Source organism: Sphingomonas sp. CARO-RG-8B-R24-01 (genome assembly GCF_022662295.1).
Classification (GTDB): Bacteria; Pseudomonadota; Alphaproteobacteria; order Sphingomonadales; family Sphingomonadaceae; genus Sphingomonas.
On record NZ_JAKNQI010000005.1, the window covers coordinates 255,373 to 281,070 of the forward strand.

Genomic DNA, 25,698 nt, shown 5'->3' on the forward strand with positions numbered 1-25,698 from the left:
GCCGGTCCGGTTCGCCCGGCAAATCTTGCGGCGGACGTGCCCTGCGTCCGCCGGATCGCGCTCACCAATTGTACATCGTGCCATCTTCGAGCCGGTTTACGGGCAGATAAGCGCGCGCATAGGGGTACTCGGCGGCAAGCACTTCGTCGATCTCGACGCCAAGGCCAGGCTTGTCGCCCGGGTGCATCATCCCACGCTCGAAGCTGTAGGCGTGGGGGAAGACCGCATCGGTTTCCGGGGTGTGGCGCATATATTCCTGCACCCCGAAATTGGGCACCGACAGATCGAAGTGCAGCGCAGCCGCCATGCACACCGGCGACAGGTCGGTCGCGCCGTGGCAACCGGTGCGGATCTGGTAGAGGTCGGCCAGCGCCGCAATCCGACGCAAGTGCGTGATGCCGCCGGCATGGACGACGGTCGCGCGGATATAGTCGATCAGCTGGTTCTCGATCAGGTGCTTGGCATCCCAGATCGAGTTGAAGATCTCGCCGACCGCGAGCGGGGTGGTGGTGTGCTGCCGGATCAGGCGGAACGCGTCCTGGTTCTCGGCGGGCGTCGCATCCTCTAGCCAGAACGGACGATAGGGCTCGAGATCCTTGCCGAGCCGCCCCGCTTCGATCGGCGTCAGCCGGTGATGAATGTCGTGCAGCAGGTGCACGTCCCAGCCCAGCGTCTCGCGCGCCGCCTTGAACAGCTCCGGCACGATGCGCAGATATTTCTCGGTCGACCACAAGTTCTCGGTCGGCAAATCGGCATCGGCGGGTTCGTAGAACATCTTGTCCTTCGACACGCCGTAGGTGGAGGGCAGTCCCGGCACGCCACATTGCAGGCGGATCGCCTTATACCCTTGTTGCTGGTAATCGCGCGCGACCGCTACGGTATCTTCGATCGAGACACCGTTGGCATGGCCGTAGACCATGACGCCATCGCGGCTCGCGCCGCCCAGCAATTGATAGAGTGGGAGATTGGCGATCTTGCCCTTGATGTCCCACAAGGCAGTGTCGACCGCGGCGATTGCGCTCATCGTCACGGGGCCCCGCCGCCAATAGGCGCCCTTGTAGAGATACTGCCAGATATCCTCGATCCGATGCGCGTCCCGTCCGATCAGGAGCGGGACGACATGGTCGCGCAGATAGCTGGCGACGGACAGTTCCCGGCCGTTGAGCGTCGCATCGCCCAGGCCATAGACGCCGTCCTCGGTTTCGATCTTCAGCGTGACGAAATTGCGACCGGGGCAGGTGACGATCACCTTGGCATCGATAATCTTCGGCATGGGGTCTTTCCGTAAAGGCGGAGGGGGGAAGGGTGCGCGCGGTCGCGCTCAGACGCGCGCGCGGATCGAGCGTGCTGCAGCGGTCTGGTCGCGGCATGGGTGCCCGCTGGCGATGGGGGTTCCGATCATGGTATCCTTCCTGCACGGCTCAGTTGGAGCCATCGGTCGCTCTGCGGCGCCCTTTTCAACGATAGCGCTACCATGCTAGGTGCCAGGTCTGCTTGTCAACGACTTGTGTCAGATAGGTGGAGACGGCGCCGTAACGAGCGCCGCGGTAGGAGAGAGTCCCGATGAAAGCCGCCCGTCGAATCCTGTCGTTGCTCCTGCTGTGTTCGAGCCCTGTCGCGACTCCGGCTCATGCCGAGGACGGGTACGATCTGTGGCTGCGCTACCGACCGTTGGCAGGTCCGGCGAAGGCGGACACCGTCGCGCATGCCATGGTGATCGTTGCGCCAGGGCGTTCGTCGACGATTGCCGTGGCCGTCGCCGAGCTGCAGCGTGGCTTTGGCGGCATGACGGGCCATCGCCTTGACCGGGCCGCCGTTGCCGTGAGCGACGCGATCATTCTGGCAAACCCCCTCCAGGCGCGTGCGCTGGGCTTCGACGCTACGGCGCTCGGCGACCTCGGCAGCGAAGGCTACTGGCTCCATACGACAACCCTTCGAGGAAAGCGCGTCGTAGCGATCCTCGCCAATACCGACGTCGGCCTGCTTTATGGCAGCTTTCGCCTGCTCGAGCTGGCCGAACAGGGCGCGTCGCTGTCTGGGATCGACCTGCGCACGGCGCCCAAGCTGCAATTGCGCATCCTCGATCATTGGGACAATCTGGATCGCAGCGTAGAGCGAGGCTATGCGGGGCAATCGATCTGGGACTGGTGGACGCTGCCCGATTATACGGGGCCGCGCTACACCGACTATGCCCGTGCCAACGCCTCGATCGGCATCAACGGCGCGGTGCTCAACAACGTCAATGCGGTGAAGGAAAGCCTTACCGCGCGCTACATCGCCAAGGCGGCGGCGCTCGCCGACGTGTTCCGGCCGTACGGTATCAAAGTGTATCTCTCCGGGCGTTTCTCGGCGCCGATCGAACTGGGCGGGCTCAAGACGGCCGATCCGCTCGATCCTGCCGTCAAGGCATGGTGGGCGGCCAAGGCCGACGAAATCTATCGCGCGATCCCCGATTTCGGCGGATTTCTGGTCAAGGCGAATTCGGAAGGCCAGCCCGGGCCGCAGGATTATCATCGCAGCCACGCTGACGGGGCAAACGTGCTCGCGGATGCTGTCCGCCCCCACGGCGGCATCGTGATGTACCGCGCGTTCGTCTATAGCGAGAAGAACGTGACGGACCGGGCCCGCCAGGCCTATGACGACTTCGAGCCGCTCGACGGACGCTTTGCCGACAACGTGATCGTCCAAGTCAAGAACGGCGCGATCGACTTCCAGCCACGCGAACCCTTCCACCCGCTGTTCGGGGCGATGCCCAAGACGCCGCTGATGATGGAGTTCCAGATTACCAAGGAATATCTGGGGCAGGCGACGCACCTCGCTTATCTCGGGCCGCTGTTCCAGGAAACGCTGGAGAGCGATACTCTGGCGCACGGTCCTGGATCGACCGTGGCGCGGGTGCTCGAGGGCAAGGTCGATCGCTATCGGCTCACCGGCATGGCCGGGGTCGCCAATATCGGTGTCGATCGGGATTGGTCCGGGTCGACCTTCAACCAGGCGAACTGGTTCGCTTTCGGTCGCTTCGCCTGGGATCCGGACGGCGACGCCAGAGCGATCGCCGATGAATGGGCGCGGATGACCTTTACCCCCGATCCGCGCTTCGTCACGCCGACCGTCGCGATGATGATGACTTCGCGCGAAGCGGTGGTCGATTACATGACGCCGCTGGGCCTCGCCCACCAGATGGCGACCGGGCATCACTATGGGCCAGGCCCATGGGTCAGCGACTTGGCGCGGCCGGAATGGAACCCGGTCTATTACGCGCGGGCCGACGCCAACGGCATCGGCTTTGATCGCACGGCCAGCGGCAGCGATGCGGTCGCGCAATACGCGCCGCGGCTTTCAAGGCAGCTCGACGATCCGAACACCACGCCCGAGCGCGATATCCTGTGGTTCCATCATCTGGGGTGGGACCGACGGATGGCGTCAGGCCGCTCGCTGTGGGACGAACTGGTCATGCATTATGATCGCGGGGTTGCCAGCGTCGGCGCGATGCAGCGGTCGTGGGACGCGCTGGCGCCGTATGTCGATGCCGAGCGCTTCGCCAAGACACGCGCGTTCCTGGCGATCCAGCGGCGCGAGGCGATATGGTGGCGCGATGCGAACATCGCGTGGTTCCAGTCGCTCAACCACCGCCCGCTGCCCGCGGGATCGCCGGCGCCCGCGCATCCGCTGGCATATTATCGCGCGATCGAGACGCCGTTCGCGCCAGGACACTGACCCAGGGACGAGATGGCGGGGCATCGGCCGCGGAGGGGTGGCGCGGAGGGCAGGGGGTTACAGCAAGCCGAACTTCTGGCGGCGGGCGGTAACCCGCGCGTCGAATTCGGCACTTTCCTGAACCTCGGTCGCCTCGACCAACGCGCTCAGAACCTTGTCCAGGTGCGATCGCATCGCCACCCGTGCGCGATCCGGGTCTCGGGCCGCGATCGCTTCCAAGATCGCGAGATGTTCGTCGATGCGCGGCCCGACCCCGGCACGATGTGCCTTCTCGGACATGGCCTTTTCCTGCGGCGAACACAGTCGCGCCTGCCAGAGCGCCTCGACTGCGCCGGAAATGGCGCTGTTGCGCGTCGCCTTGGCGATGGCGACGTGAAACCGGTGATCGCACGATTCCGCCTTGGCGACATCGTCACCGGCGGCCACTAGACTGTCGAACAGCGCCCGAAGTTCGGCGACATCGTCGTCGTCCAGCCGTGCCGCCGCGATCGCGCACGCTTCCCCTTCGATCGCGCGACGCGCCTCGAGCAGCTCGAACGGGCCCACGCCGATCGCGGAAAACTTGCCGCCCCGTGGTGTCTGCGCGGAGACATACACGCCGGACCCCATTCTGATTTCGACCAACCCATCGACTTCCAGCGCGATCAACGCCTCCCGGATCGTCGGACGCGACACGTCGAACGCCTCCGAAAGCTCGCGCTCGGACGGCAGGCGCGTGCCGAGCGGATAATGACTGGCCAGGATCTGCGCGGCAATCTGCCGCGCGATCTGTGCGTAGAGGCGTACGGCTTTCAATGTCCCCCGATCTCTTCCTAGAGCCGATCCGTGGCGAACCCCCGCGCCGGACCTGCGACACGTCCGGTCCCGATATGCCGTATAGATACCGCGTGATGCAACCGTTTGACGGACCGGCCTGACACAATTGCAAATCTCTGTTTGACAGATTTGGAAGTCTGGCGCATTTTGGTAGCGCAAACATAGCGCTCGGGAAGCAAGGCGCGTGTTCATTTGGGAAGGGGATATCTGAAATGATACTGCTCGACGGTGCCGTGCGCTTGACGCGAGGTGCGCTTCTCGGCGCGACAATTCTCTCCGGGATTTGTGCTCACGCCGCATCCGCGCAAACGACTCCGCTACCGCCGCTGGCGGCGACCCCGTCACCCGCCCCGGGCATCGGTCAGCCATCCGCTCCGTCCGCCAGCGCGGCAACCGGCGATGCCGCTACCGCACCGGAGACCGCGCCGCTCGCAACCTCGGACGGGACGCCCGCCGGCGACATTGTCGTGACAGGCTATCGCAACAGCCTGGCGCTCTCGACCAACGCCAAGCGCGCGTCGACCGGCTTCACGGATTCGATCTTCGCCGAGGACATCGGCAAGTTCCCCGACACCAACATTGCCGAATCGTTCAACCGCATTTCGGGCGTTACCATCACGCGGGACATCACCGGTGAAGGGACCAACGTCGCGATCCGCGGCCTCGGGTCCAACTTCACCAACGTCACGCTCAACGGTGCGCCGATCGCCGTCGCCTCGTCGGGCGCGACCGACGCGCAGGGCACCGATCGCTCGGTCGACCTGAGCTTCTTCCCGACCGACCTGTTCACCAAGCTGACGGTGAACAAGAGCTACACCGCCGACCTGCTCGAAGGCGGCGCGGCGGGTAACGTCGACCTCCGCTCGGCCCGGCCATTCGATCGTGCCAAGAATTATCTCAGCTACAACGTGCAAGGGTCGCAACAGGGGGAAGCCAACCGCATCGGTGTGCGCGGTTCGCTGATCGGCAGCTGGCACAATGACACGATCGGCATTTTGGCTGGCGTTTCGGGGCAACGCTCGTTTACCGATACGCGCGGGTTCGAGACGATCGGCTATACCAATCCGGCGCTGTCTGCGGCGCAGTGTGGCGCAACGACCGGCTGCAACGCCACCGGCGGGGGCAATTGGACCATTCCGGGCGTCGTGCCAGTCGGCGCGGGTGCAGGCCTCGTAGCCGGGACCGTCGTCGATCAGGCGTTTCTTCTCGCGCACAATCCCGGCGCGACGATCCAGCAGATCGACAATGCGCTGCTGCCGCGTCTTGGCCGCAAGTCCGACGAGCGCGGCTCGCGCGACCGCGTCAATGCGATCGTGAGCGCAGAATGGCGCCCGTCCGACACGTTGCATTTCTACGTCGATGGCCTGTACGGCTACAAGCACAACGACCTGATCCGCGAGGACATGGCGTGGATCGTACGCAACAGCGCTGTCATTCCGCTCAACCTGACGTTCGACAAGAGCGATTGCAGCACGGGCTGCTCGGTGACCGGCGGGACCTTCGCCAACGCCCAGTTCTTCGACGAATTCCGGCCCTATATCGAGACGACCAGGCTGTTCAGCGTCAATCCGGGCGGTGAATGGGAAATCAGCGACAATCTGAAGTTCGAGGCACAGGGCAATTATTCCCGCTCGACCTTCCACCGCGAAAGCCCGACGGTCGGTGGCACGACCCCGCTCGGCGCTGGGACGACGGTGGCCTACACCAATACCGGCAACGGCCCGGTGATCACCCCGAACATCGACCTCAACAATCCAGCGAACTTCGGCTGGAACGCCGGCTCGCGCGTCAACATTCAGGACGAGCGGCGCATCAACAAGACCAAGGGCGCGCGCGCCGATCTGACGTGGGGGGGCAGGGCGCTCAACCTGCGCCTAGGCGGTGCCTATGACGATGTGTCCCGGCTGATCCAGGGTTTCGACAACAGCCAGGCGTGGCAGAATGCGGTTTGCGGGAACAACCCCAGCGTGTTCGTCGCCTCGCCCAATACCCAGCCCCCATGCGTCGGTCTCAACGCGCCGGGAGCCGCGCCTGCCGGCTATCCGACGTATCCCGGCTACGGGACGGGTTCGACCGCCGGGATGACGGGCGCGGTGACCTACGGCGGCTCGCTCGTACCCAATAGCGCGTTTCCCAGCTATCTGATGCCAGGACCGGCCGGTTTCGTCACGGTCGACTTCCCGAAATTTGCCAATGCGACCAACTATCAATCGTTCCACGACAACGCGCCGGTCGTCGGCGCCGCGAACACCGGGGCAAGCGGCGGTTACATCCGCGAAGTGGTAAAGTCGGGCTTTGCGACGATCAACGGCGCGCAGGAATTGGGCGGCAACACGTTGCGCTTCAACGCGGGTCTGCGTTTCGTCGACACGATCCAGACCATTTCGGGAACGGTATCGCTGCCCGATCCGCGGAACACCCCCGCCGGTGGCGGTTCGCTGCCCGATGGCAGCCGCTATCCGAACATTTCGACCAACGTCACGACCCGCAACGAATATACCAACTGGCTGCCGGCCGCGACCTTCGCCTATGACCTTGGCGAGCATGCCGTCGTCCGCGTCGCGGGATCGCGCACGATGACCCGGCCAGATCCCTCGGCGCAGTTGCCCGGCGTCAACTTCGGTGCACCCTCGGCCGATCAGGCAACGATCGGCAACCCCGCGCTGAAGCCTTACCTGTCGACCAACCTCGACCTCGGGTTCGAATATTATACCGGCCGTGAAGGCGTCATCAGCTTCAACGCCTTCCGCAAGTCGATCACCGGTTTCACCACCACGAACATCACGACGGTGCCTTTCACCTTCCTGGCGCAATATGGCATCACCTACGATACGCTGAACCCGACGCAACAGATCGCACTGAACTCGCGCGGCGGCCCGACCGCCGCGCAGGTCCAGCTCACCTCGCAGACCAACGTGCCCGACAAGCTGACGATAAATGGCCTGGAATTCCAGTGGGTCCAGCCGCTCGACTTCCTGACCCGGCATATCGGCGTCACCGGCTTCGGCTTCAACGCCAACGCGACCGTCGTCGATCAGACCAGCAAGGGCGCCGCCATCGCCTACGGGGTGGCACCCTTCACCTACAACATCACCGCTTATTACGAAAAACATGGCGTGATGCTGCGCGTTTCGACGACGTCGCGCCGGGGCTCGCAGAACAGCGGTGCCGCGCAGAATGGTATCCCGGCCGCTGCGCTGTACGGTAACGACTACACCTCGTACGACTTCTCGTCGGCGTTCGATCTCGACAAGATCTTCGGGGTCGAGCACCTGCCGCAGCTGACGGTCAACGTGTCGAACTTCACCGATGCGACGTTGCGGTCGTACTTCCAGTTCAGCAACGATACCTTCACCCAGTACAAGCCGGGCCGGCAGGTTCTGGTGGGGCTTCGCGGCAGCTTCTGATCCCTCCTCGGGCACCTCGGGCGGGAGCGGTTTGGCCGCTCCCGCCCTTTTTTTGCCTACGCTATGTGCGCCCGGTAGCCTGCCAGCCCGACCCCGGCCTTACCCCACTTTCCAATAGGTGGCGTAGCGTTCATGAGCGATCCGATAATAAGGCACCAGTCGCACCGATTGCTGCTCCGCCGAGGGGATCGTGAACTCCAGTGGCTTACCGCTAGCGACGATCGTTTCCGGCAGGGTATCCGGATTGCCCGTGAGCGTTGGCGCGGCGAATGCCGTGTCGTTGTACGTGCCGTACTTGCGTTCGTTGACGATGCTGTCCGAACCGGGCTGAAGGCCGTCGTGGCCCAGCGCGCCCGCCAGGACCAGCGGCCCATAGGTGAAGGCGACGATATCCGGCGCGGCCGGTGCCCGATCGATCCCGACATGCATGACGAGGCGCAATTCTACCCGGTCGCCGTCGTGCCACGTCCTGGCAAGTTCGATGTAGCGCCCGGGGTTGCCGGAGCGAACGACCTCGGTTCCGTTGACGAGGACGGTCGCAGTCGGGCTCCAGCGCGGATGGCGTACTTTCAGCGTCAGCGCGGCCGGCCGCTTCAACGTCCAGTGCAGCATGGTCGTGGGCGTTTCCGGAAACGCGGTCGTCTGGGTCAGTATGGCGCCCTGCTCGGACCAATTCACGCGCGATGGGATGAACAGGTTCACATAGAGGGTGCGGTCGTCGTGAAAGTAGATCGAATCCCGGTATTTCACGTGGTTTTCCATGCCCGTGCCGGTGCAGCACCAAAAGGAATGCTCCGGCGTGTGGTACAGCTTCATATAGCCTGGCCGCGCGCCCTGAAAGTAGGTGGCCATGCCGCTGTCGGGATCTTGCGAGGCGAGGATCCCGTTATACAGCGTCCGTTCGTAATAATCGGCATAGTCCACGCGTGGGTCCTGCAGGAAGAGCGCGCGGGTCAGCTTGAGCATGTTGTGCTGCCCGCACGTCTCCGCGCCCTTGGCGGAGAAAACATGCTTGCCGAATTCGGCCATTGGGAAGAAATGCTCGTTGTCGCCGTGGCCGCCGGTCGCAAAGGACCGGGTCAGCGCAACCGCCTTCCAGAAGAACAGCGCGGCATCGCGGTAGCTGGCATCGCCAGTCGCCTCGTACACGCGCTCGAAGCCGACGATCTTGGGGATTTGGGTGTTGGCGTGCAGGCCATCGAGCTGATCGCGGCCAGCCGCGAGCGGCGTCAGGACCGCTTTGTGCGAGAAGCGCTGCGCCAGCGTGCGATAGTCCGCGTTTCCCGTCATGAGGTACAGGTCGGCAAGGACTTCGTTCATGCCGCCGTGCTCGGTATCGAGCATCGTCTCGAACTGCGCGTCGGATAACGGTCGCGTTGCGATCACCGCCCAATCGGCGAAGCGCAGGAGGACCGCGCGCGCTGTACTGCTGTCGGTCAACAGGGTACCGTCACGCAGGCCTGCAAACACCTTGTGGAGCGTGTACCAGGGGACGCCCGTGATGGCTTCTCCACGCAGATGCGCGGCCACGAGTGCGGGCCCTCCCGGGAAGGCACAGACTAGGCCGGTGCCCGACGCTTCCTGGCATTCGGCCAGGTCATGGGCGATGTAATCCACGCGCTCTTTGAACCGGAGGTCGCGCGTCGATCGCCACGCCAGCGAGCAGGCCGACAGATAATGGCCGAGCGTATGGCCATGACAATTGATGTCCGCCCAGACCGGGTCGGATTCCCAGCCACCATAAACCGGTGCCTTCGGTGGCAGTCCGGCGTTGAGGCGAAAATTATGCAACAGGCGGTCGGGATCGAGCCGCAGGAGATAGGCCTCCATCATCCTCTGTGCGTGCAGGAAGGGCCCCGCGCCAAGGTCGATCTGCGCCATGTCGAAGGGCTGCAGGGCGCGGGAGGGTCCGGGCACGGGCGGTGTCGCGCCGACCGCGGCGGCCGGCACGAGGCTGATCGGCACGGTCCCGGCGACGATCGCAGCCGTTGCCGCCGACGCGAGAACATCCCGTCGCGAAGGGAGGGTACGGCAAGGTTTCATCGGTACCTTCTCCTCAGCCTGCGGTTCACGTCGCAAAGCTTTGAACTGCAAGGCGGACCGGACTGTCCCACCCGTCGTCGCCACGGACGGAACGGCCGGGGCGAATGCTTCCCCGGCGGATGGTGTACGATCGACGGGGCGCACGCAACAGTGACCGAGTTCCAGCGGTCGTCCATCGGGCGCTTGGCGCCCAACATTGCCCGCCGCCGGCTGCTAAGTTATGCGCCCCGCCATGCGTACCAATCCCAAAGAGCAGAAACACTTGCTGCACGTCGACGGTCTTAGGGCGTTGGCGATCATTCCCGTATTGGCATTCCATGCGGGGGTGCGCGGTTTTTCGGGCGGATATGTCGGGGTAGACGTATTTTTCGTTATTTCAGGATTTCTGATCACCGGGATCATCCTGTCGGAAAAGGACAGGGGCGATTTCTCGCTTTCCCGCTTCTACGTCAGAAGATCGAAGCGGATACTTCCCGCCTTATTTGCGGTGCTCATCGCGAGCTATGTCGCTGCCTGGGTATTGCTGCTCCCCGACGAGATGCGCGAGTTCGGCAAGAGCCTCGCCTCGGTCGCAGCTTTTGGCTCAAATATCCTGTTCTGGAAAACGGTCCGCTATTTTGGCCCGGGTCCCGAGACGCTTCCACTGCTTCATACCTGGTCACTTTCGGTAGAAGAGCAATTCTACATTGCGTTCCCGATTTTACTGCTAGTGGCCGGCGCAGCTGGCCGTCGCTTCCGTACGCCAATCCTGATCGCGGCCTTTGCGCTATCGCTGGCCCTATCGGTCTGGGCCACCCCCATCTCGCCTGCGGCAAGCTTTTACCTCTTGCCGACCCGCGCGTGGGAGCTGCTTGCCGGAACGATGGCGCTGTTCGTTGCATCGAAAGGGGGGACGCCGCCGCGCTGGGTACGGGAAGCGATCACGCTCTGTGCCTTTCTTCTCATCGTCGGGCCGGTCGTTTTCTACACGCCGCAAACGCTATTTCCGGGCGCCGCGGCGATCTTGCCATGCCTTGGCGCTGCGGGGTTGATCGTGTTCGGTGCGGGTAGCAGCATGGTCGGGTCCGTTTTACGGCATCGCCTTCCCGTCGCGATCGGGCTGATCTCTTATTCGCTGTACCTCTGGCACTGGCCGATCCTCGCCTTTGCCAGAGTATACTCCACCGCGGGATTGAGCGTGCCGGTACGCCTCATGTGTCTGGCCGCCACTCTTGTTCTGGCGATCGGTTCATATTTTCTCATCGAAAGACCGACGCGACGCGCCACTGCCTCGGCACGCGTTGTGCTGACGTTGGCCATAGTGTCGTCGATTGCAGTCTGCGCTATCGGGGTCATCACGATGCGGGCCAACGGCTTTCCTGGCCGTTTTCCCAAATTCGAGGTGCGAAACCGCCATTTAGAAACGCTGTTCGCCAGTGGCCGGTGTACGCTGGTGAACGGGCAATCGTTCGCCAACTGGGACGCGAAATTTTGCACTACCAACCCCGCGGCGCCGCATCGTGTCGTGCTCTGGGGCGATTCGTTCGCTGGCCATCTTGCGCCCGGCCTACGCCGCATTGCTCAGGCGAGGGGCTGGCAACTCGTTCACTACGCCAAGGACTATTGCCCGCCACTGCTGGGCGAGACGCCGGTCCAGGATAAAACGTGCCGATCCTTCAACGACGGCATCTTGAAGCTGACGGACGCGCGAACACTGGTAATCATGAGCGGGCGATGGTCGTCCTATGACGGCGAGGGGGTTCTCGACGTCGGACGGATCGAGCAGACGGTCGAGCAATTGCGTGGTCGCGGCGTGCGCGTGATCCTCGTCGGCGCCAGCCCGTCGTTCGGGTTCAACGCGCTCGATGACTATCGCTACCGGACTGGCAAGCGAGACGCGCCGGTCACGTTCGACGGGATGCTCAATCGCCGCTTGCAGCAGGGCGTCCCATCGGCGCTGTTCTTCAATCCCATGCCGGCGATCTGTCCGACCTACCGCTGCGATCTGATCGACAAGGCCGGCGAAAGGTACGTCGATAACGGGCATCTGTCGGCGCACGGGAGCGATATCGTTGCGACGGCTCTATCCAGATCGCTTCCGTTCTGACTTTACGGGTGCGAAGGGCAACCTTGCCGGCGCACGCCCAGCTTCGTTGGTCCTGTCCCGGTCTGCCTCGCGTTGCGCGGGTTCTGCCATATTGCTGCGAAGCTCGACCGGTGGACTTTGTACGGGAACCGTCGGGACAGACGCGCGGTCGGCCGGTGGCAGAACAGCAGGGCTGGGCTCGATGGACGTCGGTCAATCTTGAGCCGTCAGCTTTTGCCGGGGCTGACCAGGCGGCCAGCCCCGAAGGGCTCAAGCGGCGCGGATTAAGCCCCCGCCAACACGGATGCGCGCCCCGCGCTGGCGCATCGCAAACCCAATTGCACCGAAGCCGGCAAGCATAAGCGCCCAAGTGGCGGGCTCGGGCACGGCGCCCGGGGTATAATCGTACGTCACCGTATAGGTGTCACTTGATAGGGATGGGAACGATGTCGAGACGGCAGAGACAGCGGCGCCGTTGATTGCGAACTTTGCATTGACGAGGCCAACAAGCGTGACCAATCGGTTTCCGATATACTCATCCAAATTCGATGGAGTCGTTCCCGATGCCTCACCACCAAAATGTACCCCAATCAATTGTGGGTTCTCTGTGAACGACTGATACGACCCGGTTAAGTCGTAGGCCGTGAAGGAATTGGTCGATATGGAGCCGGAAGAAGTGACAATCGGCGTTCCGAGTTGATATGGATAATCGAAGTAGACGGTTTTGGAATATCGTGCGCTGAAAGACACGCTGTTCAACGTACCGAATGTCGGATCGAACTGATTGACATAAGCCGGCCCGCCGCTTGCCATCTGCACGATCGTTGCAGCATTGGCGGGCGTGCAACACACGACCATGCAGGCGCACGCCGCCATGGAAATCTTACGCATATGATGGTTTCCCCTGATTCACCCAGTCTGACTGGGTGAACGTCGGTTAACTATATGACTTTTCGTGTCAATCCCGACGTAATGAGAGCGGGTGAAACAATATGCAGGCGCAGCGGATGCCTTGCTGACCGTCTGTTCGAGGCCCCCGGTCCGGGTAATGAAAGCGCAGATCGGCGCGAGGCATCAGGTGCCGTGCGCCCTGTCGGATCCACGTCATTCCATTGCTCTGCCTGCCCGTCGGTGCCCATGCGCCGATACCCGCATCAGACCGCAGAACCGCTTCCAGCGCCGGCAGTAAGGGCCCAGCAGCGGCTTCACCGGTTGATCCCGCAACGCCCGGAGAAATGCGACCGATCACCACGCCAAACTCGACCTCGATGAGTTGACGAAGTGGCGCGCACTTCGAACGCACAAGCCAGCCGAGCTATAGCATGACGCCGATTAGAACCAGCAATCGGGCAACAAGGGGGGAACTGCATGAAAATCCAGGCGCAACCGACACCTGGTGCGTAACCAAAACAGCACATCAGCGCTGATGGTGACCCCTACGGATACCGTTGTGAAATTCCAGGAACCATCATTACGTCCCAGCTTCTTGATCTTGTTGCGAATACTTGAAAACTGTCGAGCGATTGCGTCCCACAGTTTTCCACTAAATCCGGATCAAAGTGTGGGACTTGATGTGGGGCTTCATTGCGGAGTTTCAGATGGCGTTGACTACTCTCAAGGTCAAACATGCAGGTCCCGGCAGACATGCCGATATGCACGGTCTCTACCTCCTCGTTCGCGACAGCGGAGCGCGTTCCTGGGTGCTGCGGATGCAACACGCGGGGCGACGTCGCGATTTCGGCCTTGGACCTGCGCAGGACGTTCCTCTTCCCGAGCAACGCTCACCTAAGCCTACGCGGCATCTGCCTGAGCGGGTGAAGCCGACGCCACGGCCACGATTGCTATACGCACGCGGCGAGGCGCTGCTGCGACACGCGCAAGCGGTCGATGCGATCTTCACGGGCCATGACAATGGGCTCGCCACAACCCAGGAACAGACCCAGGAACTAAAGAAAGCACGTGCCGCGCTCGATGCGCTTCGGCCAGGCGCATCGCTCGATATGGAAGCTGCGTTTCAAGGTGATCGCACGCTGCTCGGTGAGGCGGCGGGCGGCAAGCTCACGCGCGCAGTTCAGGCAATGCAGCTGGAGACAGAAATCCGCACCGATCCCACGCTCCGCGCCGACCGGTTCGTCGAACGCTGGCAGCAGCTCGATCGCCAAAGCCACATCGCCTACGCGGACGGCCGCAGGGACGATTACACCGCGATCCAGAAAAACATGAGGACCATGGCCGAGGGGCTTAGTCGCGATCCACAACTGGAATCGCTGCTCGCGATCCGGAAGCAGGAGCTTGGCATAGCGTTCAGCAGTGGCCGCAGCCTCGGCGCCGAACTGGTCTTCAACCATGCGCTTGATCTCGGCATCGGACGGGGGCTTGGGAGGTAGCGTCTCGCCGTGCGCGGACTGGCCGCTTTTAGTTCATACTGCGAAGGAAGGAGCGGCTGCTTCCAGCGCAATTCGGGTGGATAGCGGAACGGCGGCTTTGTAGCGGCAAGGTCGCTATCTTCCCGTTCGTTAAGCTTCGACTTATTGCTTGGAGGCGCGAGTTTGGACTTGGGTTGTGGATCGCCTCATCGCCGCGACCCGCTGGTGCCCGCGGCCGTCAGTATAAGCGTGTTTACGCCGCGCGACGCACCGCTTGCGGTGCGTCAATCGCATCTCGGCCGATGCAGAGTTCGTTCTGGCCTCGCGCCGACCGGTGCAGCTTGCCATATTCGCTAAACAGCAAGGGCGCGGCTGCAAGGTGTTCCCGCAAAACATGCTGACATCGATCCTTGCAGCGTCTCGGTCGCGATGCCGAATTTTCTCACAATAGTCGTATTGCAGCATGGGGTAATTGATCAAGCGTCTGTGCATCCGCTCGACAAGCCGAACCCGCAACGTTCATAGAGGTTGGGCTCAAGGAGAGACAACGTGGCCGCACCGGCAATGCCCGAGAGAATTACGCTTCCGTTCGAGGCGCAGGGATCGAAGCGGATCCCCAACTCGATCGCGCACGATCTTGGTGTCGCGATTTTGACCGGTCGTCACATACCCGGCGAAATCTTGTCAGGCGAAATCGAATTCAGCGAGCACCTGAAGGTCTCGCGCAGCGCCTATCGCGAGGCGATCCGAATCCTCGCCGCCAAGGGGTTGGTCGAGAGCCGCCCCAAGACGGGTACGCGCGTCAGCGAGCGGAGTCGCTGGAACGTGCTTGATCCTGAGGTGCTGGCCTGGTCCTTCGCCTCCGAGCCGAGCGAAGCGCTGATCCGCGATCTGTTTGAACTGCGCATGATTGTCGAGCCATCGGCCGCTGCGCTGGCGGCCAAGCGCCGCACCGGCGCCGATCTGGCCAACATGGGACATGCGCTGGGCGAAATGGCGCGCTTTGGCCTGGGGGTTGAGGCTGGGCGGGCGGCGGACCAGGCGTTTCATCATTCCGTACTGACCGCCACTCGAAATGCGCCGCTGATCGCGTTGTCAAGCTCGATCGCCGCGGCGGTTACCTGGACGACGATCTTCAAACATCGCAAGCGTAAACTGCCGCGTGATCCGCTACCGGATCACCGCCGCATCTACGATGCGATCGCTGACGCGGATCCGACAGCGGCGCGAGCGGCAATGACCGAATTGGTGCAGCTGGCGCTGCAAGATACCGAGCCCTTGCTTGGCGGATGACGCGCAGGCGCGTCCGACGGGCCGAGACGGTGGCCGGTGACGGTACCCGCGATTGTCTCGGTTGACGGACCGTATCGTTTTTTATACTCAGACAAGAAGGCGACGAGAGCGAACCAGAGTTTGCCGCGTTTCAGAGGATATCGGCATCGTGGCTATCCCGGTTCTCCAAACGAACCATCACGATTCATCGCCTACCCAGGTGGGGCGGGCTTTTGTTGTGGGTAGAAGGTGCGCGCGCCGCTGTTTTCATGCGGGCCACATCACCGTCATCAACTACATGGCTGCGACTGCATCTGCGCCACCACTTCGACCAATGCTATACGCAGACACGCTGAGCGAGCACGTGCGGTCGATCACTTCTTTGTACGAGCAATTCCATCAGCGAAAATGCCCGCGACCGGCCAGGTCGCGGTGTAGGCGTCAATCTTGATCGGGCTGTTCCAGACGACCATGTTCTCCACGATCTACACGCGGTGCATCAACGGCCCGGAGCCGCTGATCGAGGATGGATCGGGGCAACCAGTCGAGCGAAGCACCCTTCGCCGCCTATGATGTGATCGGCCACGCACCGTCCGCCAACTCTACCGACGGAGACCCGCATGATTTTCCGCTCCCTTCTTCTGGCCGCCTCCTGCACATTTTGGGGCGGCACTGCACTCGCCGAGCCCGGCCCGGCCATATCCGGTCCGATCAATACGCGGATCACTGGTGACATCGTTCCGACGCACGATCCCGTTCTCGTTAAGGAGAAGGCGACCTATTACGTTTTCGGCACGGGTCATATGGTGTCGGTCAAGACGTCGCCCGATTTGATCCACTGGACCGCGCAGCCTCCGCTGTTCACCGATCTGCCGGATTGGGCGACGCGGGCGGTACCCGGCAGTAAAGACATGTGGGCGCCCGATATGTCGTTCTTTGGCGGTCGCTGGCACCTCTATTACGCCGTCTCCACCTTCGGATCGAACCGGTCGGCGATCGGACTGTTTACCAGTCCCACGCTCGATCCCAAGGCGCCGGACTACCGCTGGAAGGACGAAGGCCCGGTCGTGATGTCGCACCCTTCGGACGATTTCAACGCGATCGATCCCAATCATTTCATTGACGCCGACGACCATCACTGGCTGGCGCTCGGCAGTTTCTGGGGCGGGATCAAGCTGTTCGCGCTCGATCCGCGCTCGGGCAAATTGCTCGACCCGCCCGGCACGCCGATTACGATCGCGCGACGTCACGCACCAGCCGGCGGCCCGGCGCCGATCGAGGCGCCGTTTCTGGTCTCGCATGACGGCTATTACTATCTGTTCGTGTCGTACGACTATTGCTGCAAGGGCGCGAACAGCACCTATTACACCGTCGTCGGCCGTTCAAAGGACGTTCGCGGGCCCTATCAGGGCAAGGACGGCAGCAGGCTGATCGACGGCGAGGGGACGATCGTGCTGCGCGCGGATCTGGAGGAACAGGAGCGCTTTCGCGGACCGGGGCATCCCGGATTCCTGCGAGACACCGACGGCAAGGATTACCTCGTCTATCACGCCTATGACCGATTGAACCACGGTGCGTCGACGCTGCGGATCTCTCCTGTCGAATGGTCCGCCGATGGCTGGCCGGTCGCCTCGCGCTAAGGACAATGACCATGCTCGACCTCACTCGGCGTTCTCTCATGGTCGGAGCCGGCGCGGTTGGTGCAGGCGCAGCGACCGCTCGACCGCTCGCGCGTGAGCGCGGACTCATCGCTGAGCCGCTCAACCCACTGGTACGGCAGCGCGCCGACGCGCAGGTGTTCCGGCATAGCGACGGCTTTTACTATCTCACCGGTTCTGTGCCCGAATATGACCGGCTGGTGCTGCGACGGTCGCGCACGCTGGAAGGACTGGCCACGGCGCCCGAGCGAGTCGTGTGGCACCATCTGGCGAGCGGGCCCTTGTCCGGCTTTATCTGGGCGCCCGAGCTTCATCTCATCGACGGACGCTGGGTAATGTATTTCGCGGCCGGGCCGAGCGGCGGCGGCGAGGACGTGTTCCGCATCCGCACTTGGGCGGCCGTGTGCGATGGGCGCGATCCGATGACGGGGGGATGGTCGGCGCTGGGCCAGTTCCAGGCGCCGTGGGACAGTTTCAACCTGGACTCGACCAGCTTCGTCCACCGCGGCACGCGCTATTTCTGCTGGGCGCAGCGCGAACCGGGGATAGATACCAATTCGAACCTGTATCTGGCGCCGCTCGCCACGCCGTTGACGCTCGCGCGCGCGCCGGTGCGGCTGTCGGTCCCGACCTTAGAGTGGGAAATCCGTGGCTTCAAGGTCAACGAGGCGCCGTCCTTCCTTGCGCGCAACGGCCGGGTGTTCATCAGCTACTCGGCGAGCGCGACCGACGAGCGCTATTGCCTCGGGTTGCTGAGCGCCAAAGCCGACGCCGATTTGATGACCGCGGCGTCGTGGACCAAGTCGCCGGTGCCGGTCTTGACCACATCGGAGGCAACCGGCGTGTACGGCCCGGGCCACAATTCCTTCACGGTCGATGAGCGCGGACGTGACGTGTTGGTCTATCACGGTCGCGACTATCGCGAGATCAAGGGCGATCCGCTGTTCGACCCGAACCGCCATACGCGCCTGCAGCGGCTGTATTACCGTCCTGATGGAACGCCTGATTTCGGCATCCCGGTCGGCAATGGTGCGCTTCCCGATCGTCTGTCACCGCTCGATGCACCGGGGCTTTTCCTCCGCAATGATGGCGGAGCGCCGTCGATCGGCTGCGGGAGTCTGGCGGGAAGCCAGTTCCGACAGCTCGCCGACCCGGGTGGTTCGGTCTCGCTGGCGCCGATCGAGGCGCCCGACCATCGCCTCTGCGCGATACAGGACGGATCGGTACGGCTGGTCAAGGCCGACGCGCGCGCCGCTCCGATTCAGGGCAGCCGTTTTACCCGCATCGCTGGACTGGCTGATCGGCGCGGCGTGTCGTTCGTCGCAGCAGGGACGAGCAACGTCTACCTGCACCATATCGGCCCCAAGCTGATGGTCGGCGACGTCGCCAGCACAAGGCGCGAAAGCGCGACGTTCGCGCTTTCGTAGGATCGTCTGGCGCTGGAACGGCGACCGACTGTGCTGGCTTCAGACCAGCGCCACCGGCCAGCCCTGCGCATTCCAAATGAGTTCCGCCACGCGCAATGTGGGACGTGAGGCGTGTGCAACGTCATAGGCATGATAGACGACCAGATCGCGACCCGAATCGTGATAGAGGCCGCAATGTCCCGGGCCCCGCCAGTTGGTCGATCCCCATGGCCGTTCTGCGATGACTGCGGTGCCATAGCCGTCCATCATGGCGCGGCCGTCCTTGCCGACATACGGCCCGGAAACGGACCTGGACCGGCCGACCGCGACGTAATAGTTGCTGCCTTCCTTCCGACAGCAATAATCGTAGCTGGCGAAAAGGTAATACCAGCCGTTGCGCGAGAACACGAACGCGCCCTCCACCGGATTGTCGCCGCCGGTCGGGGCGGGGCGATAGGCGAGGGAATGGAGCGTGGCGCCCGGCTTGGGCTTCCCGGTGGTCTTGTCGAGCGCGACGAGCTTGATGCCGCTCCAATAGCTCCCGAACGCGAGCCAGTGATCGCCCGCGAAGTCGACGACGAAATTGGCGTCGATGACGTTGTAGGTGCCGCCCGCGAACGATTCGATCACCAGTCCGTGGTCGGTCCAGCCATATTTCGGACTGGCGCGATCCAGCGTCGGACTGGTCGCGAAGCCGGTGACGGAGCGCATCGATCCACCGGTCGAAACCGAATAATACAGCCGGTACACGCCGTCGACAAAGTGGATGTCGGGCGCCCACATCGAGGTCGCGCCCGGGATCGCCTTTGCCGCCCAGTCGGGAATCGCCTCGAACGGAGACCCGTTGGCGCGCCAGTCGTGGAGGTCGGTCGAGACGCGCCAGCTCGGCCCCGGCTTGCCCCACCATCCGCCCGAGCCGAACACGTGATAAGTGTCGCCCTCGCGGATGATCACAGGATCGTGCAGGCCGTCGAGATAGCCGGAAAGCTGCTCGTTGAGCGTTGCGGGAGCGCCGAGTGCTGGTGCCGCGAGCGCGGCGACGCCACCGCCCAGCCCGAGCGCGAGGACGCGGCGTCGATCGAGCATCATGGTTTCACCAGAGGGAGAGTCGGCGCGTTATCGCCGTCGGTCATCACGATCGGGCGGATCGATCCGTCGGCGGCATAGCGCACGCGGTCGATTGCGATCTGTCGTTCGCCGCGGAACGGGGCCGGGCCCGCTGCCTGGTCCCAGCGGTGATAGACGATCAGCCAGTCGCCCGCGGGCGTGCGCGCGAAACTATGATGTCCCGGCCCCTGATGACGCGCATCGCTGGTCAGGATAGCCCCTCGGTACGTCCACGGGCCGACGGGTGAGGCGGCGGTCGCGTAATGAACCGAGTAGTCCGGGCCGTTCCAGTGTCCGTGGCTGTAGCTGAGGTAGTAGACGCCGGCGCGTTCATGCACGAAAGCGCCTTCGGTGAATTCGGGTGGTTGATTGATCGGAATTTCGCGCGCGATCGTGATCATGTCGCGGCTCAGTTCCCACACCCTGAGCTTCGCGCCGGCGCTGCCACCGGCATAGAGATAGGCGATCTGCGATTTAGGATCGACGAACACCATCGGATCGATCGCCTCGTAGCCGTTGCCGCCGGTTACGAGCGGATGGCCGATGTCGCGATAAGGGCCCTGCGGACGGTCGGAAACCGCGACGCCGATCCGACTGGGCGTCGGGTTTTGCGGGCCGACCGAATAATAGATGTACCATTTGCCGTCGCGCGTGGCGACTCCGGGCGCCCAGAGGAAATGCTCGGTTGCGCCATCGTCGCCGATCCATTTGATCTGGTCCCGGCGCAGCACGACACCGCGGCTGCGCCACCTCCTGAGGTCGCGCGACGAGAAGGCACCGAACCGGTCTGCCGCCCAGCTTCCTCCGGGGCCTCCGGTCGGGAACACCCAAAGCTCGCCGTCGATGAACATCGCGTGCGGATCGGCGCCCTGGAACTGGGGATTGCGGGCGACCGCCGCCGTGGTGAGGGCAAGTCCAAGTGCGAGGACGATCCAGCGCCTCATTGCGACGATACTCCGTAATCGAGGACGAAGACCGGTCCGAAATCGAGCACCTGCTTGGCGGAATCGATTTGCAGCGCCGCGTTGAGGTCGCCCGCACCGTAGTCGCGATCCGAAACGCCCTTGAGTTGATACATCTTCCACGTCGGTCCGACCTCGAAGGATTGTTCGAAGATCGCGCGCACGACCGGAGTCGCCTCGAGCTGGACGCGACCGATCTTCCCCGGCGCGCCCTGCTCGGTTTGCTCGGCGCGCGCCCAGAACGCGATGACGATCCGATCGCCTTTCTTGACAGGCTTGAGCAAAGGCGTGGTCACGCCGATGCGCCAGAAGTCGGGATGGCCGTCGAGCGGCACCCGCATCGCCTTGCCGAATTGCACGCCCTTGTCGATGCGGATAGCGGGGGGCAGGTTGAGGCCGTACGGCCGGAGCGCCTCCACCCGCGGATCGTTACGAAGCCGGTCGGCCATGCTCGGCGCATCCTGCGCCCCCCCGGTAGTCGGGGCGGCAAGGAAGGGCAGCGAGAGCGCGGCAGCGATGAACAAGGATCGCATGGTCTCGCCCGTCCTCAGAAGCGGAACCGGACGCCGAGCGAGTAGGCCCGCTCGATGTAGAGCACTTGCCGCCGATAAACGTCGCCCGTGTCATAGGCGCGGTCGCGCTGGATCGGGTTGCCGAGCAGGTTGATGATGTCGAACGCGATCGTGATGTTCGGAACCGGTGTGACCGAGGTCGAGAAATCGACCTGCCCGCGACCCTTTTCGATCGTGGGATGGGCGACCGGATCGAACGTCTCCAGGGTATAGTAGGACACGAAATCGGACCGATAGTTATACGCGACACGGGCCGAGAATTGCGGCTTTTCGTACAGGAGGATTACGTTCCCCGCCCATTTCGACACCCCGGGGAAGGCTTGTCGCGGGTTGCTGTAGGTAGCCGCGAAATTGGGCTGGAGATCACCCTTGGCGTCGATGAAGGTGCCATTGGCCTGGATGCCGAAGCCCTTCGCCCAGTTCGGGATTCCGTCAATGTCGAGGAAGCTGGTGAACTGCACTTCCGCGCCCTGCAGGCGGGTTTGGCCAAGATTGACCGGCTGATCGACCGCGATCAGACCATAGGTCGGGTCGCGATAGACGTTGTTCACCGTTGCAAGGAACCCGGTCACGTCGTGGCGGAACACCGCAGCGCTGAAAAAGCCGGTCCGCGAGAAATAATATTCAAGGCTGAGATCGTAATTGTTCGACGTCAACGGCTTGAGATTGGGGTTCCCTTGCGATCCGCCGCGAGCGCAGGCGCGGCTGTTGTAGGTAGCGCTGGTAGAATCCAGGCACGGGCTGTCCGCGGGGAACGTCGGGGGTGAACCCAAGGTCAAGTTCGGCCGAAGGTCGATGAAGTTCGGCCGAGTGCGCGTCTTGGTGTAGGCGAGGCGCATCTGCAACTTGTCGTTCAAGGCAATACGGGCACTGCCGTTCGGCAGATAATCGGTATATTCGCTATCCGCCGTGCTGGGCGCAACGACGCCGTTGATGTTCGAGAAGGCCTGGATATGTTCCTTGGTCTTCACTGAGCGCAAACCGGCCAGGCCATCGACGGTGATGCCGCCCAAGTCGAAGCCGTATTTCAGCTGCGCGTAGGCGGCGTACGCTTTTTCATTGGCGCGGAAGTTCTGCGTCGGGTCGAATGCGACTGTCCCGGCCGGTTCGTTGAAGAAGGCTCGCAGAGCGGGCAGATTGTCGCGGATGCTGTCGCGCGTGAGCGCTGCATAGGCTGTATTGGGCTGCGCGGAATTGTAGGTGAAGCCCGGCAGGCTGGTCGTCACGACCGCACCGGGCAGGGACGTCAATGGGATGCCGAGCGCTTCGTTATTGTTATAGATGCTTCCGAAGTCGCGCGCCGCATCGCGATCGTCATAGCGCACGCCCGCCTGAATGCGCTTCAAGAAGCCCATATTCAGATCATACGATACGTCTGCGCGCGCCTGCCAATCCTTGCCGCTGACCACCGTCAGTTCCTGATACAGGCCGCGGCTGATGAAATTGCGGGGATCGGTAATGCTGAAGTTGTTGAAGATTTGCGAAGGCCCGCCGTCCTCTGCGACGTTGAAATACGACGTGTGCGTCGGCACGCCCACCGTCGCATAATCGACGTTGACCAGATCGGCGGTGTATTTGCTGTCGGTATACGCAAGGTCGGCCGAGATCTTCAGGCGATCTTTCGTCCAGTTGACGCCGCCGCCGGCTTGATAGGTGTCGGTCTTGCCGTTGAACGAGCCGGTGTAGCCATCGGGACGCACCGCGCCGCTGACGGTGGCGCTGTTGATCTGGTTGGTGCCGGGAATGGTCGTCACGTTCGACAGCGTGATATTGCCGAAGTTCGGGATGAACATCCAGCGGTTGTAATCCTTCGACCGGAACCCCTGATACAGGCCATCGGCATAAATTTCGAGTTCAGGGGTGGGCTTCCACTGAAAGGCGGCGTTGGCGGAGGGCCGATAGCGTGCGCCATAACCAAGGAAATTGCCTTGCGCGTCTGGAAAGCGCAGCCCGGCAGCCTGACCCGGGGCATTGTTCGAGACCGTGCCGTCGCCATTGGGCTGGTTGGTCCGGGCGATGACCACAGATTGTTCGCGCGAGGAATCGAGGAAGTTGATGCCGACATATGCGACGTTGAGCAGCACACCCATTTCGCCGATGCCTGTGTTCCAGCGGTCGCTGATCAGGAGATTGCCGTTCGGAACGATTTTCTCGGATTGTTGCGACAGCACGCCGTTGAGCGAGCCCGACAGCTCGAACCCTTTGAAATCGAACGGCCGGCGCCCGCGCACGTTGATCGAGCCGGCGATGCCGCCTTCGATCATGTTGGCGAGACCCGATTTATACACCTCGAGCGCCGCGACCGTGCCCGCGGGGAAATCCTGGATCTGGACGAAGCGACCTTCGGCGGTGAAGATCTGGCGTCCGTTATAGGTGGTGGTCAGGTCGGGCAGGCCGCGGACGGTTACGCCGGCCGATTCGCCACCGCCGCGCGTCACGGTCACGCCCGCCACGCGCTGCAGCGCGGACGACGCGAACGTGTCGGGCAGTTTGCCGATGTCTTCGGCGACGATCGCGTCGACGATGCCGTCCGATGTCCGCTTGATCGTCTGCGCCGACTGGAGGCTGCGGCGCAATCCGCTGACGACGATGTCGGCATTATCGCCGGGTGTTTCCTGCACCGATGGCTGCGACGAGGCGGGGTCCGCGCTCTGGTCAGATGCGGTGATCGGCTTGGGCGCGTCCTCCGCTTTGGGAGCGGGCGTTTCCTGCGCCGCCGCGGCAACCGGGTCGCTCGTCTGGGCGCACGCCGGCGAAACGCCGATCAACGCCGCTAGCGTCGCGCTCGCGACCGACGCGCACAATAAAGCCTTCGCTCTCATATAGCCTCTCCCCGATTGCCCACTTCATTCCGAGCGGTTCGTCGTGTCCTAAAACGGTCTGGCGCGTCAGACAATATCTATTTGTAGGACATTTGCTCGGCGTGCGCGGTTTCGCTTGTGGCGCAAAACCTTTGCGCGCTACGTAAGTGACGTGTCAGCGTCCATTCGGCGACTGAACGAACGGGTTGGTCGGTCGGACAAGTGCCGCGCAGGCGCCGGGCAGAGGAGGATGCGGAACGATGCGGCCGGCGCCGAAACAGGTTGCGCGCGCTCGACGATTGCCCCGGATCCGATCCTGCCTAATGAGACGAACCAAAATAAAAAAAAGGAGGGTTATGAACCGCGCAACGACTCTGACGGCCTTGCTGACTGCGGCGGCCGCTATCACCACCATCGCCAACCCCGCGCGCGCCGGGGATGCCAAGCAGACGACGTTTGGTCGCATGCCAGACGGTCGCGCCGTCGCTGCCGTCACGCTGGTCAACGATCGCGGCGTGTCCGCCACGGTGATCGCGCTCGGCGCTTCGCTACAGTCACTGGTCATGCCCGACCGGCAGGGCAAGCGCGAGGATGTCCAGATCGGCTACGACTCGCTCGAGGGCTATCTCGCCAAGCCCGAATTTTTCGGCGCCACGGTCGGCCGAGTCGCCAACCGCATCGCCAAGGGTCGCCTCTCGTTCAACGGCCATACCTATTCGACGCCGGTCAACAATGGCCCCAACTCGCTCCACGGCGGAACCAAGGGGTTCGACAAGGTCCTGTGGGAAGTGACCGAGGTCAAGAACGGCCCGACCGCGTCGGTGACTCTGCGCTATGTCAGCCCCGACGGCGACATGGGCTATCCGGGCAAACTGACCACGTATGCGACCTATTCGCTCGACGAGAAGAATCAGCTCACCATCGAATATCGCGCCACCACCGACAAGCCGACCGTCGTCAACATTTCCAATCATTCCTATTGGAATCTGGCGGGTGTCGGCAGCCCGCGCGGCGCGATGGGGCACATCGTGTTGATCCCGGCCGATCGCTACACGCCCACCGACGCGACCTCGATCCCGACCGGGCGACACGCCTCGGTGGAAGGTACGGTATTCGATTTTCGCAAACCGACCGCGATCGGCGAGCGCGTGCGCGATGCCCGCGATCCGCAGATCGCTTACGGCCGCGGCTATGACCACAATTGGGTAATCGGCGACAAGGTTACGTCGGAGCAGCATCTGATGGCGCGCGTGGTCGAGCCGGTGTCGGGTCGCGGCTACGAGCTCTGGTCGAACCAGCCTGGCCTGCAATTCTATTCCGGCAATTTCTTCGACGGGACGATCACCGGCAAGAAGGGTCAGATCTACCGCATGGGAGATGCGATCGTGATGGAGCCGCAGCTTTTCCCCGACGCGCCCAATCAACCGAACTTCCCATCGATCCGGCTCGACCCGGGCCAGACCTATCGCAACAAGATGGTCTATAAACTCTTCACGGAGCGCTGAG

16 protein-coding genes are annotated in these 25,698 nt (G+C 63.1%); 8 read left to right on the forward strand and 8 right to left on the reverse strand.

The genetic code is table 11. The annotated features are described in order from the left end of the window. Window positions 1–61: 61 nt before the first annotated feature. Window positions 62–1,273 (reverse strand): D-mannonate dehydratase ManD, encoded by a 1,212-nt coding sequence (gene manD / locus L8G49_RS12210; protein ID WP_242138964.1) that lies wholly within the window; start codon window positions 1,271–1,273, stop codon window positions 62–64. A 290-nt stretch (window positions 1,274–1,563) separates the two neighbouring features. Between manD and L8G49_RS12215 the strand changes: the two genes are divergently transcribed. Next, the gene (locus L8G49_RS12215; protein ID WP_242186028.1) at window positions 1,564–3,717 is read left to right on the forward strand and encodes an alpha-glucuronidase family glycosyl hydrolase; all 2,154 of its coding nucleotides are present in this window, start codon (window positions 1,564–1,566) and stop codon (window positions 3,715–3,717) included. A 57-nt stretch (window positions 3,718–3,774) separates the two neighbouring features. On the opposite strand, the gene L8G49_RS12220 is transcribed toward L8G49_RS12215, so the two are convergent. Continuing rightward, window positions 3,775–4,512 carry a FadR/GntR family transcriptional regulator gene (locus L8G49_RS12220; RefSeq protein WP_242138966.1) on the reverse strand — a complete coding sequence of 246 codons (738 nt, stop codon included), beginning with the start codon at window positions 4,510–4,512 and terminating at the stop codon, window positions 3,775–3,777. 233 nt (window positions 4,513–4,745) lie between these two features. Here L8G49_RS12220 and L8G49_RS12225 point away from each other — a divergent pair, with 233 nt between their 5' ends. Then, window positions 4,746–7,940: a TonB-dependent receptor gene (locus tag L8G49_RS12225; RefSeq protein ID WP_242186032.1), complete on the forward strand. Its 3,195-nt coding sequence runs from the start codon at window positions 4,746–4,748 to the stop codon at window positions 7,938–7,940. Between the two features lie 99 nt (window positions 7,941–8,039). Here L8G49_RS12225 and L8G49_RS12230 read toward each other — a convergent pair whose 3' ends face one another. Then, window positions 8,040–9,983 carry a beta-L-arabinofuranosidase domain-containing protein gene (locus L8G49_RS12230; protein WP_242186033.1) on the reverse strand — a complete coding sequence of 648 codons (1,944 nt, stop codon included), beginning with the start codon at window positions 9,981–9,983 and terminating at the stop codon, window positions 8,040–8,042. Between the two features lie 232 nt (window positions 9,984–10,215). Between L8G49_RS12230 and L8G49_RS12235 the strand changes: the two genes are divergently transcribed. Continuing rightward, window positions 10,216–12,069 (forward strand): acyltransferase family protein, encoded by a 1,854-nt coding sequence (locus tag L8G49_RS12235; protein ID WP_242186036.1) that lies wholly within the window; start codon window positions 10,216–10,218, stop codon window positions 12,067–12,069. Window positions 12,070–12,318: 249 nt separating this feature from the next. On the opposite strand, the gene L8G49_RS12240 is transcribed toward L8G49_RS12235, so the two are convergent. Further along, a complete protein-coding gene (locus tag L8G49_RS12240) occupies window positions 12,319–12,939 on the reverse strand; it encodes a PEPxxWA-CTERM sorting domain-containing protein (RefSeq protein ID WP_242186039.1) in 621 nt (206 codons plus the stop codon). A 668-nt stretch (window positions 12,940–13,607) separates the two neighbouring features. Between L8G49_RS12240 and L8G49_RS12245 the strand changes: the two genes are divergently transcribed. The 4 genes from L8G49_RS12245 to L8G49_RS12260 all read left to right on the forward strand — a co-directional run bounded on the left by L8G49_RS12245 (window position 13,608) and on the right by L8G49_RS12260 (window position 18,771). Beyond that, window positions 13,608–14,435, forward strand: coding sequence for an Arm DNA-binding domain-containing protein (locus tag L8G49_RS12245; protein ID WP_242186042.1), 828 nt, complete (start codon window positions 13,608–13,610; stop codon window positions 14,433–14,435). A gap of 543 nt (window positions 14,436–14,978) precedes the next feature. Next, on the forward strand, window positions 14,979–15,707 hold the full coding sequence (locus tag L8G49_RS12250) for a FadR/GntR family transcriptional regulator (RefSeq protein WP_242186114.1): 729 nt from the start codon (window positions 14,979–14,981) through the stop codon (window positions 15,705–15,707). Window positions 15,708–16,306: 599 nt separating this feature from the next. Beyond that, a complete protein-coding gene (locus L8G49_RS12255; protein ID WP_242186044.1) occupies window positions 16,307–17,326 on the forward strand; it encodes a family 43 glycosylhydrolase in 1,020 nt (339 codons plus the stop codon). An 11-nt stretch (window positions 17,327–17,337) separates the two neighbouring features. Then, entirely contained in the window at window positions 17,338–18,771 is a 1,434-nt protein-coding gene (locus L8G49_RS12260; RefSeq protein ID WP_242186046.1) for a glycoside hydrolase family 43 protein, read from the forward strand. 39 nt (window positions 18,772–18,810) lie between these two features. Here the strand turns inward: L8G49_RS12260 and L8G49_RS12265 are convergent, their stop codons facing one another. Genes L8G49_RS12265 through L8G49_RS12280 form a run of 4 tightly spaced genes read right to left on the reverse strand, consistent with a single transcriptional unit; the run spans window position 18,811 to window position 24,213 of the window. Continuing rightward, window positions 18,811–19,839 (reverse strand): arabinan endo-1,5-alpha-L-arabinosidase, encoded by a 1,029-nt coding sequence (locus L8G49_RS12265; protein WP_242186048.1) that lies wholly within the window; start codon window positions 19,837–19,839, stop codon window positions 18,811–18,813. After that, window positions 19,836–20,801: a family 43 glycosylhydrolase gene (locus tag L8G49_RS12270; RefSeq protein WP_242186050.1), complete on the reverse strand. Its 966-nt coding sequence runs from the start codon at window positions 20,799–20,801 to the stop codon at window positions 19,836–19,838. Before L8G49_RS12270 ends, L8G49_RS12265 begins: the two co-directional genes overlap by 4 nt. Next, window positions 20,798–21,352 carry a hypothetical protein gene (locus tag L8G49_RS12275; RefSeq protein ID WP_242186053.1) on the reverse strand — a complete coding sequence of 185 codons (555 nt, stop codon included), beginning with the start codon at window positions 21,350–21,352 and terminating at the stop codon, window positions 20,798–20,800. The genes L8G49_RS12270 and L8G49_RS12275 overlap by 4 nt, the downstream gene beginning before the upstream one ends. Window positions 21,353–21,366: 14 nt before the next feature. Further along, the gene (locus tag L8G49_RS12280; protein ID WP_242186055.1) at window positions 21,367–24,213 is read right to left on the reverse strand and encodes a TonB-dependent receptor; all 2,847 of its coding nucleotides are present in this window, start codon (window positions 24,211–24,213) and stop codon (window positions 21,367–21,369) included. A 335-nt stretch (window positions 24,214–24,548) separates the two neighbouring features. Between L8G49_RS12280 and L8G49_RS12285 the strand changes: the two genes are divergently transcribed. Continuing rightward, the gene (locus tag L8G49_RS12285) at window positions 24,549–25,697 is read left to right on the forward strand and encodes an aldose epimerase family protein (protein ID WP_242186057.1); all 1,149 of its coding nucleotides are present in this window, start codon (window positions 24,549–24,551) and stop codon (window positions 25,695–25,697) included. The last annotated feature ends 1 nt before the right edge of the window (window position 25,698 follow it).

Bases quoted from the DNA above. Each gene is read 5' to 3' on its own strand.
- manD (WP_242138964.1), bottom strand. From the start codon at position 1,273: ATGCCGAAGATTATCGATGCCAAGGTGATCGTCACCTGCCCCGGTCGC.
- L8G49_RS12215 (WP_242186028.1), top strand. From the start codon at position 1,564: ATGAAAGCCGCCCGTCGAATCCTGTCGTTGCTCCTGCTGTGTTCGAGC.
- L8G49_RS12225 (WP_242186032.1), top strand. From the start codon at position 4,746: ATGATACTGCTCGACGGTGCCGTGCGCTTGACGCGAGGTGCGCTTCTC.
- L8G49_RS12230 (WP_242186033.1), bottom strand. From the start codon at position 9,983: ATGAAACCTTGCCGTACCCTCCCTTCGCGACGGGATGTTCTCGCGTCG.
- L8G49_RS12235 (WP_242186036.1), top strand. From the start codon at position 10,216: ATGCGTACCAATCCCAAAGAGCAGAAACACTTGCTGCACGTCGACGGT.
- L8G49_RS12240 (WP_242186039.1), bottom strand. From the start codon at position 12,939: ATGCGTAAGATTTCCATGGCGGCGTGCGCCTGCATGGTCGTGTGTTGC.
- L8G49_RS12250 (WP_242186114.1), top strand. From the start codon at position 14,979: ATGCCCGAGAGAATTACGCTTCCGTTCGAGGCGCAGGGATCGAAGCGG.
- L8G49_RS12255 (WP_242186044.1), top strand. From the start codon at position 16,307: ATGATTTTCCGCTCCCTTCTTCTGGCCGCCTCCTGCACATTTTGGGGC.
- L8G49_RS12260 (WP_242186046.1), top strand. From the start codon at position 17,338: ATGCTCGACCTCACTCGGCGTTCTCTCATGGTCGGAGCCGGCGCGGTT.
- L8G49_RS12265 (WP_242186048.1), bottom strand. From the start codon at position 19,839: ATGATGCTCGATCGACGCCGCGTCCTCGCGCTCGGGCTGGGCGGTGGC.
- L8G49_RS12270 (WP_242186050.1), bottom strand. From the start codon at position 20,801: ATGAGGCGCTGGATCGTCCTCGCACTTGGACTTGCCCTCACCACGGCG.
- L8G49_RS12275 (WP_242186053.1), bottom strand. From the start codon at position 21,352: ATGCGATCCTTGTTCATCGCTGCCGCGCTCTCGCTGCCCTTCCTTGCC.
- L8G49_RS12280 (WP_242186055.1), bottom strand. From the start codon at position 24,213: ATGAGAGCGAAGGCTTTATTGTGCGCGTCGGTCGCGAGCGCGACGCTA.
- L8G49_RS12285 (WP_242186057.1), top strand. From the start codon at position 24,549: ATGAACCGCGCAACGACTCTGACGGCCTTGCTGACTGCGGCGGCCGCT.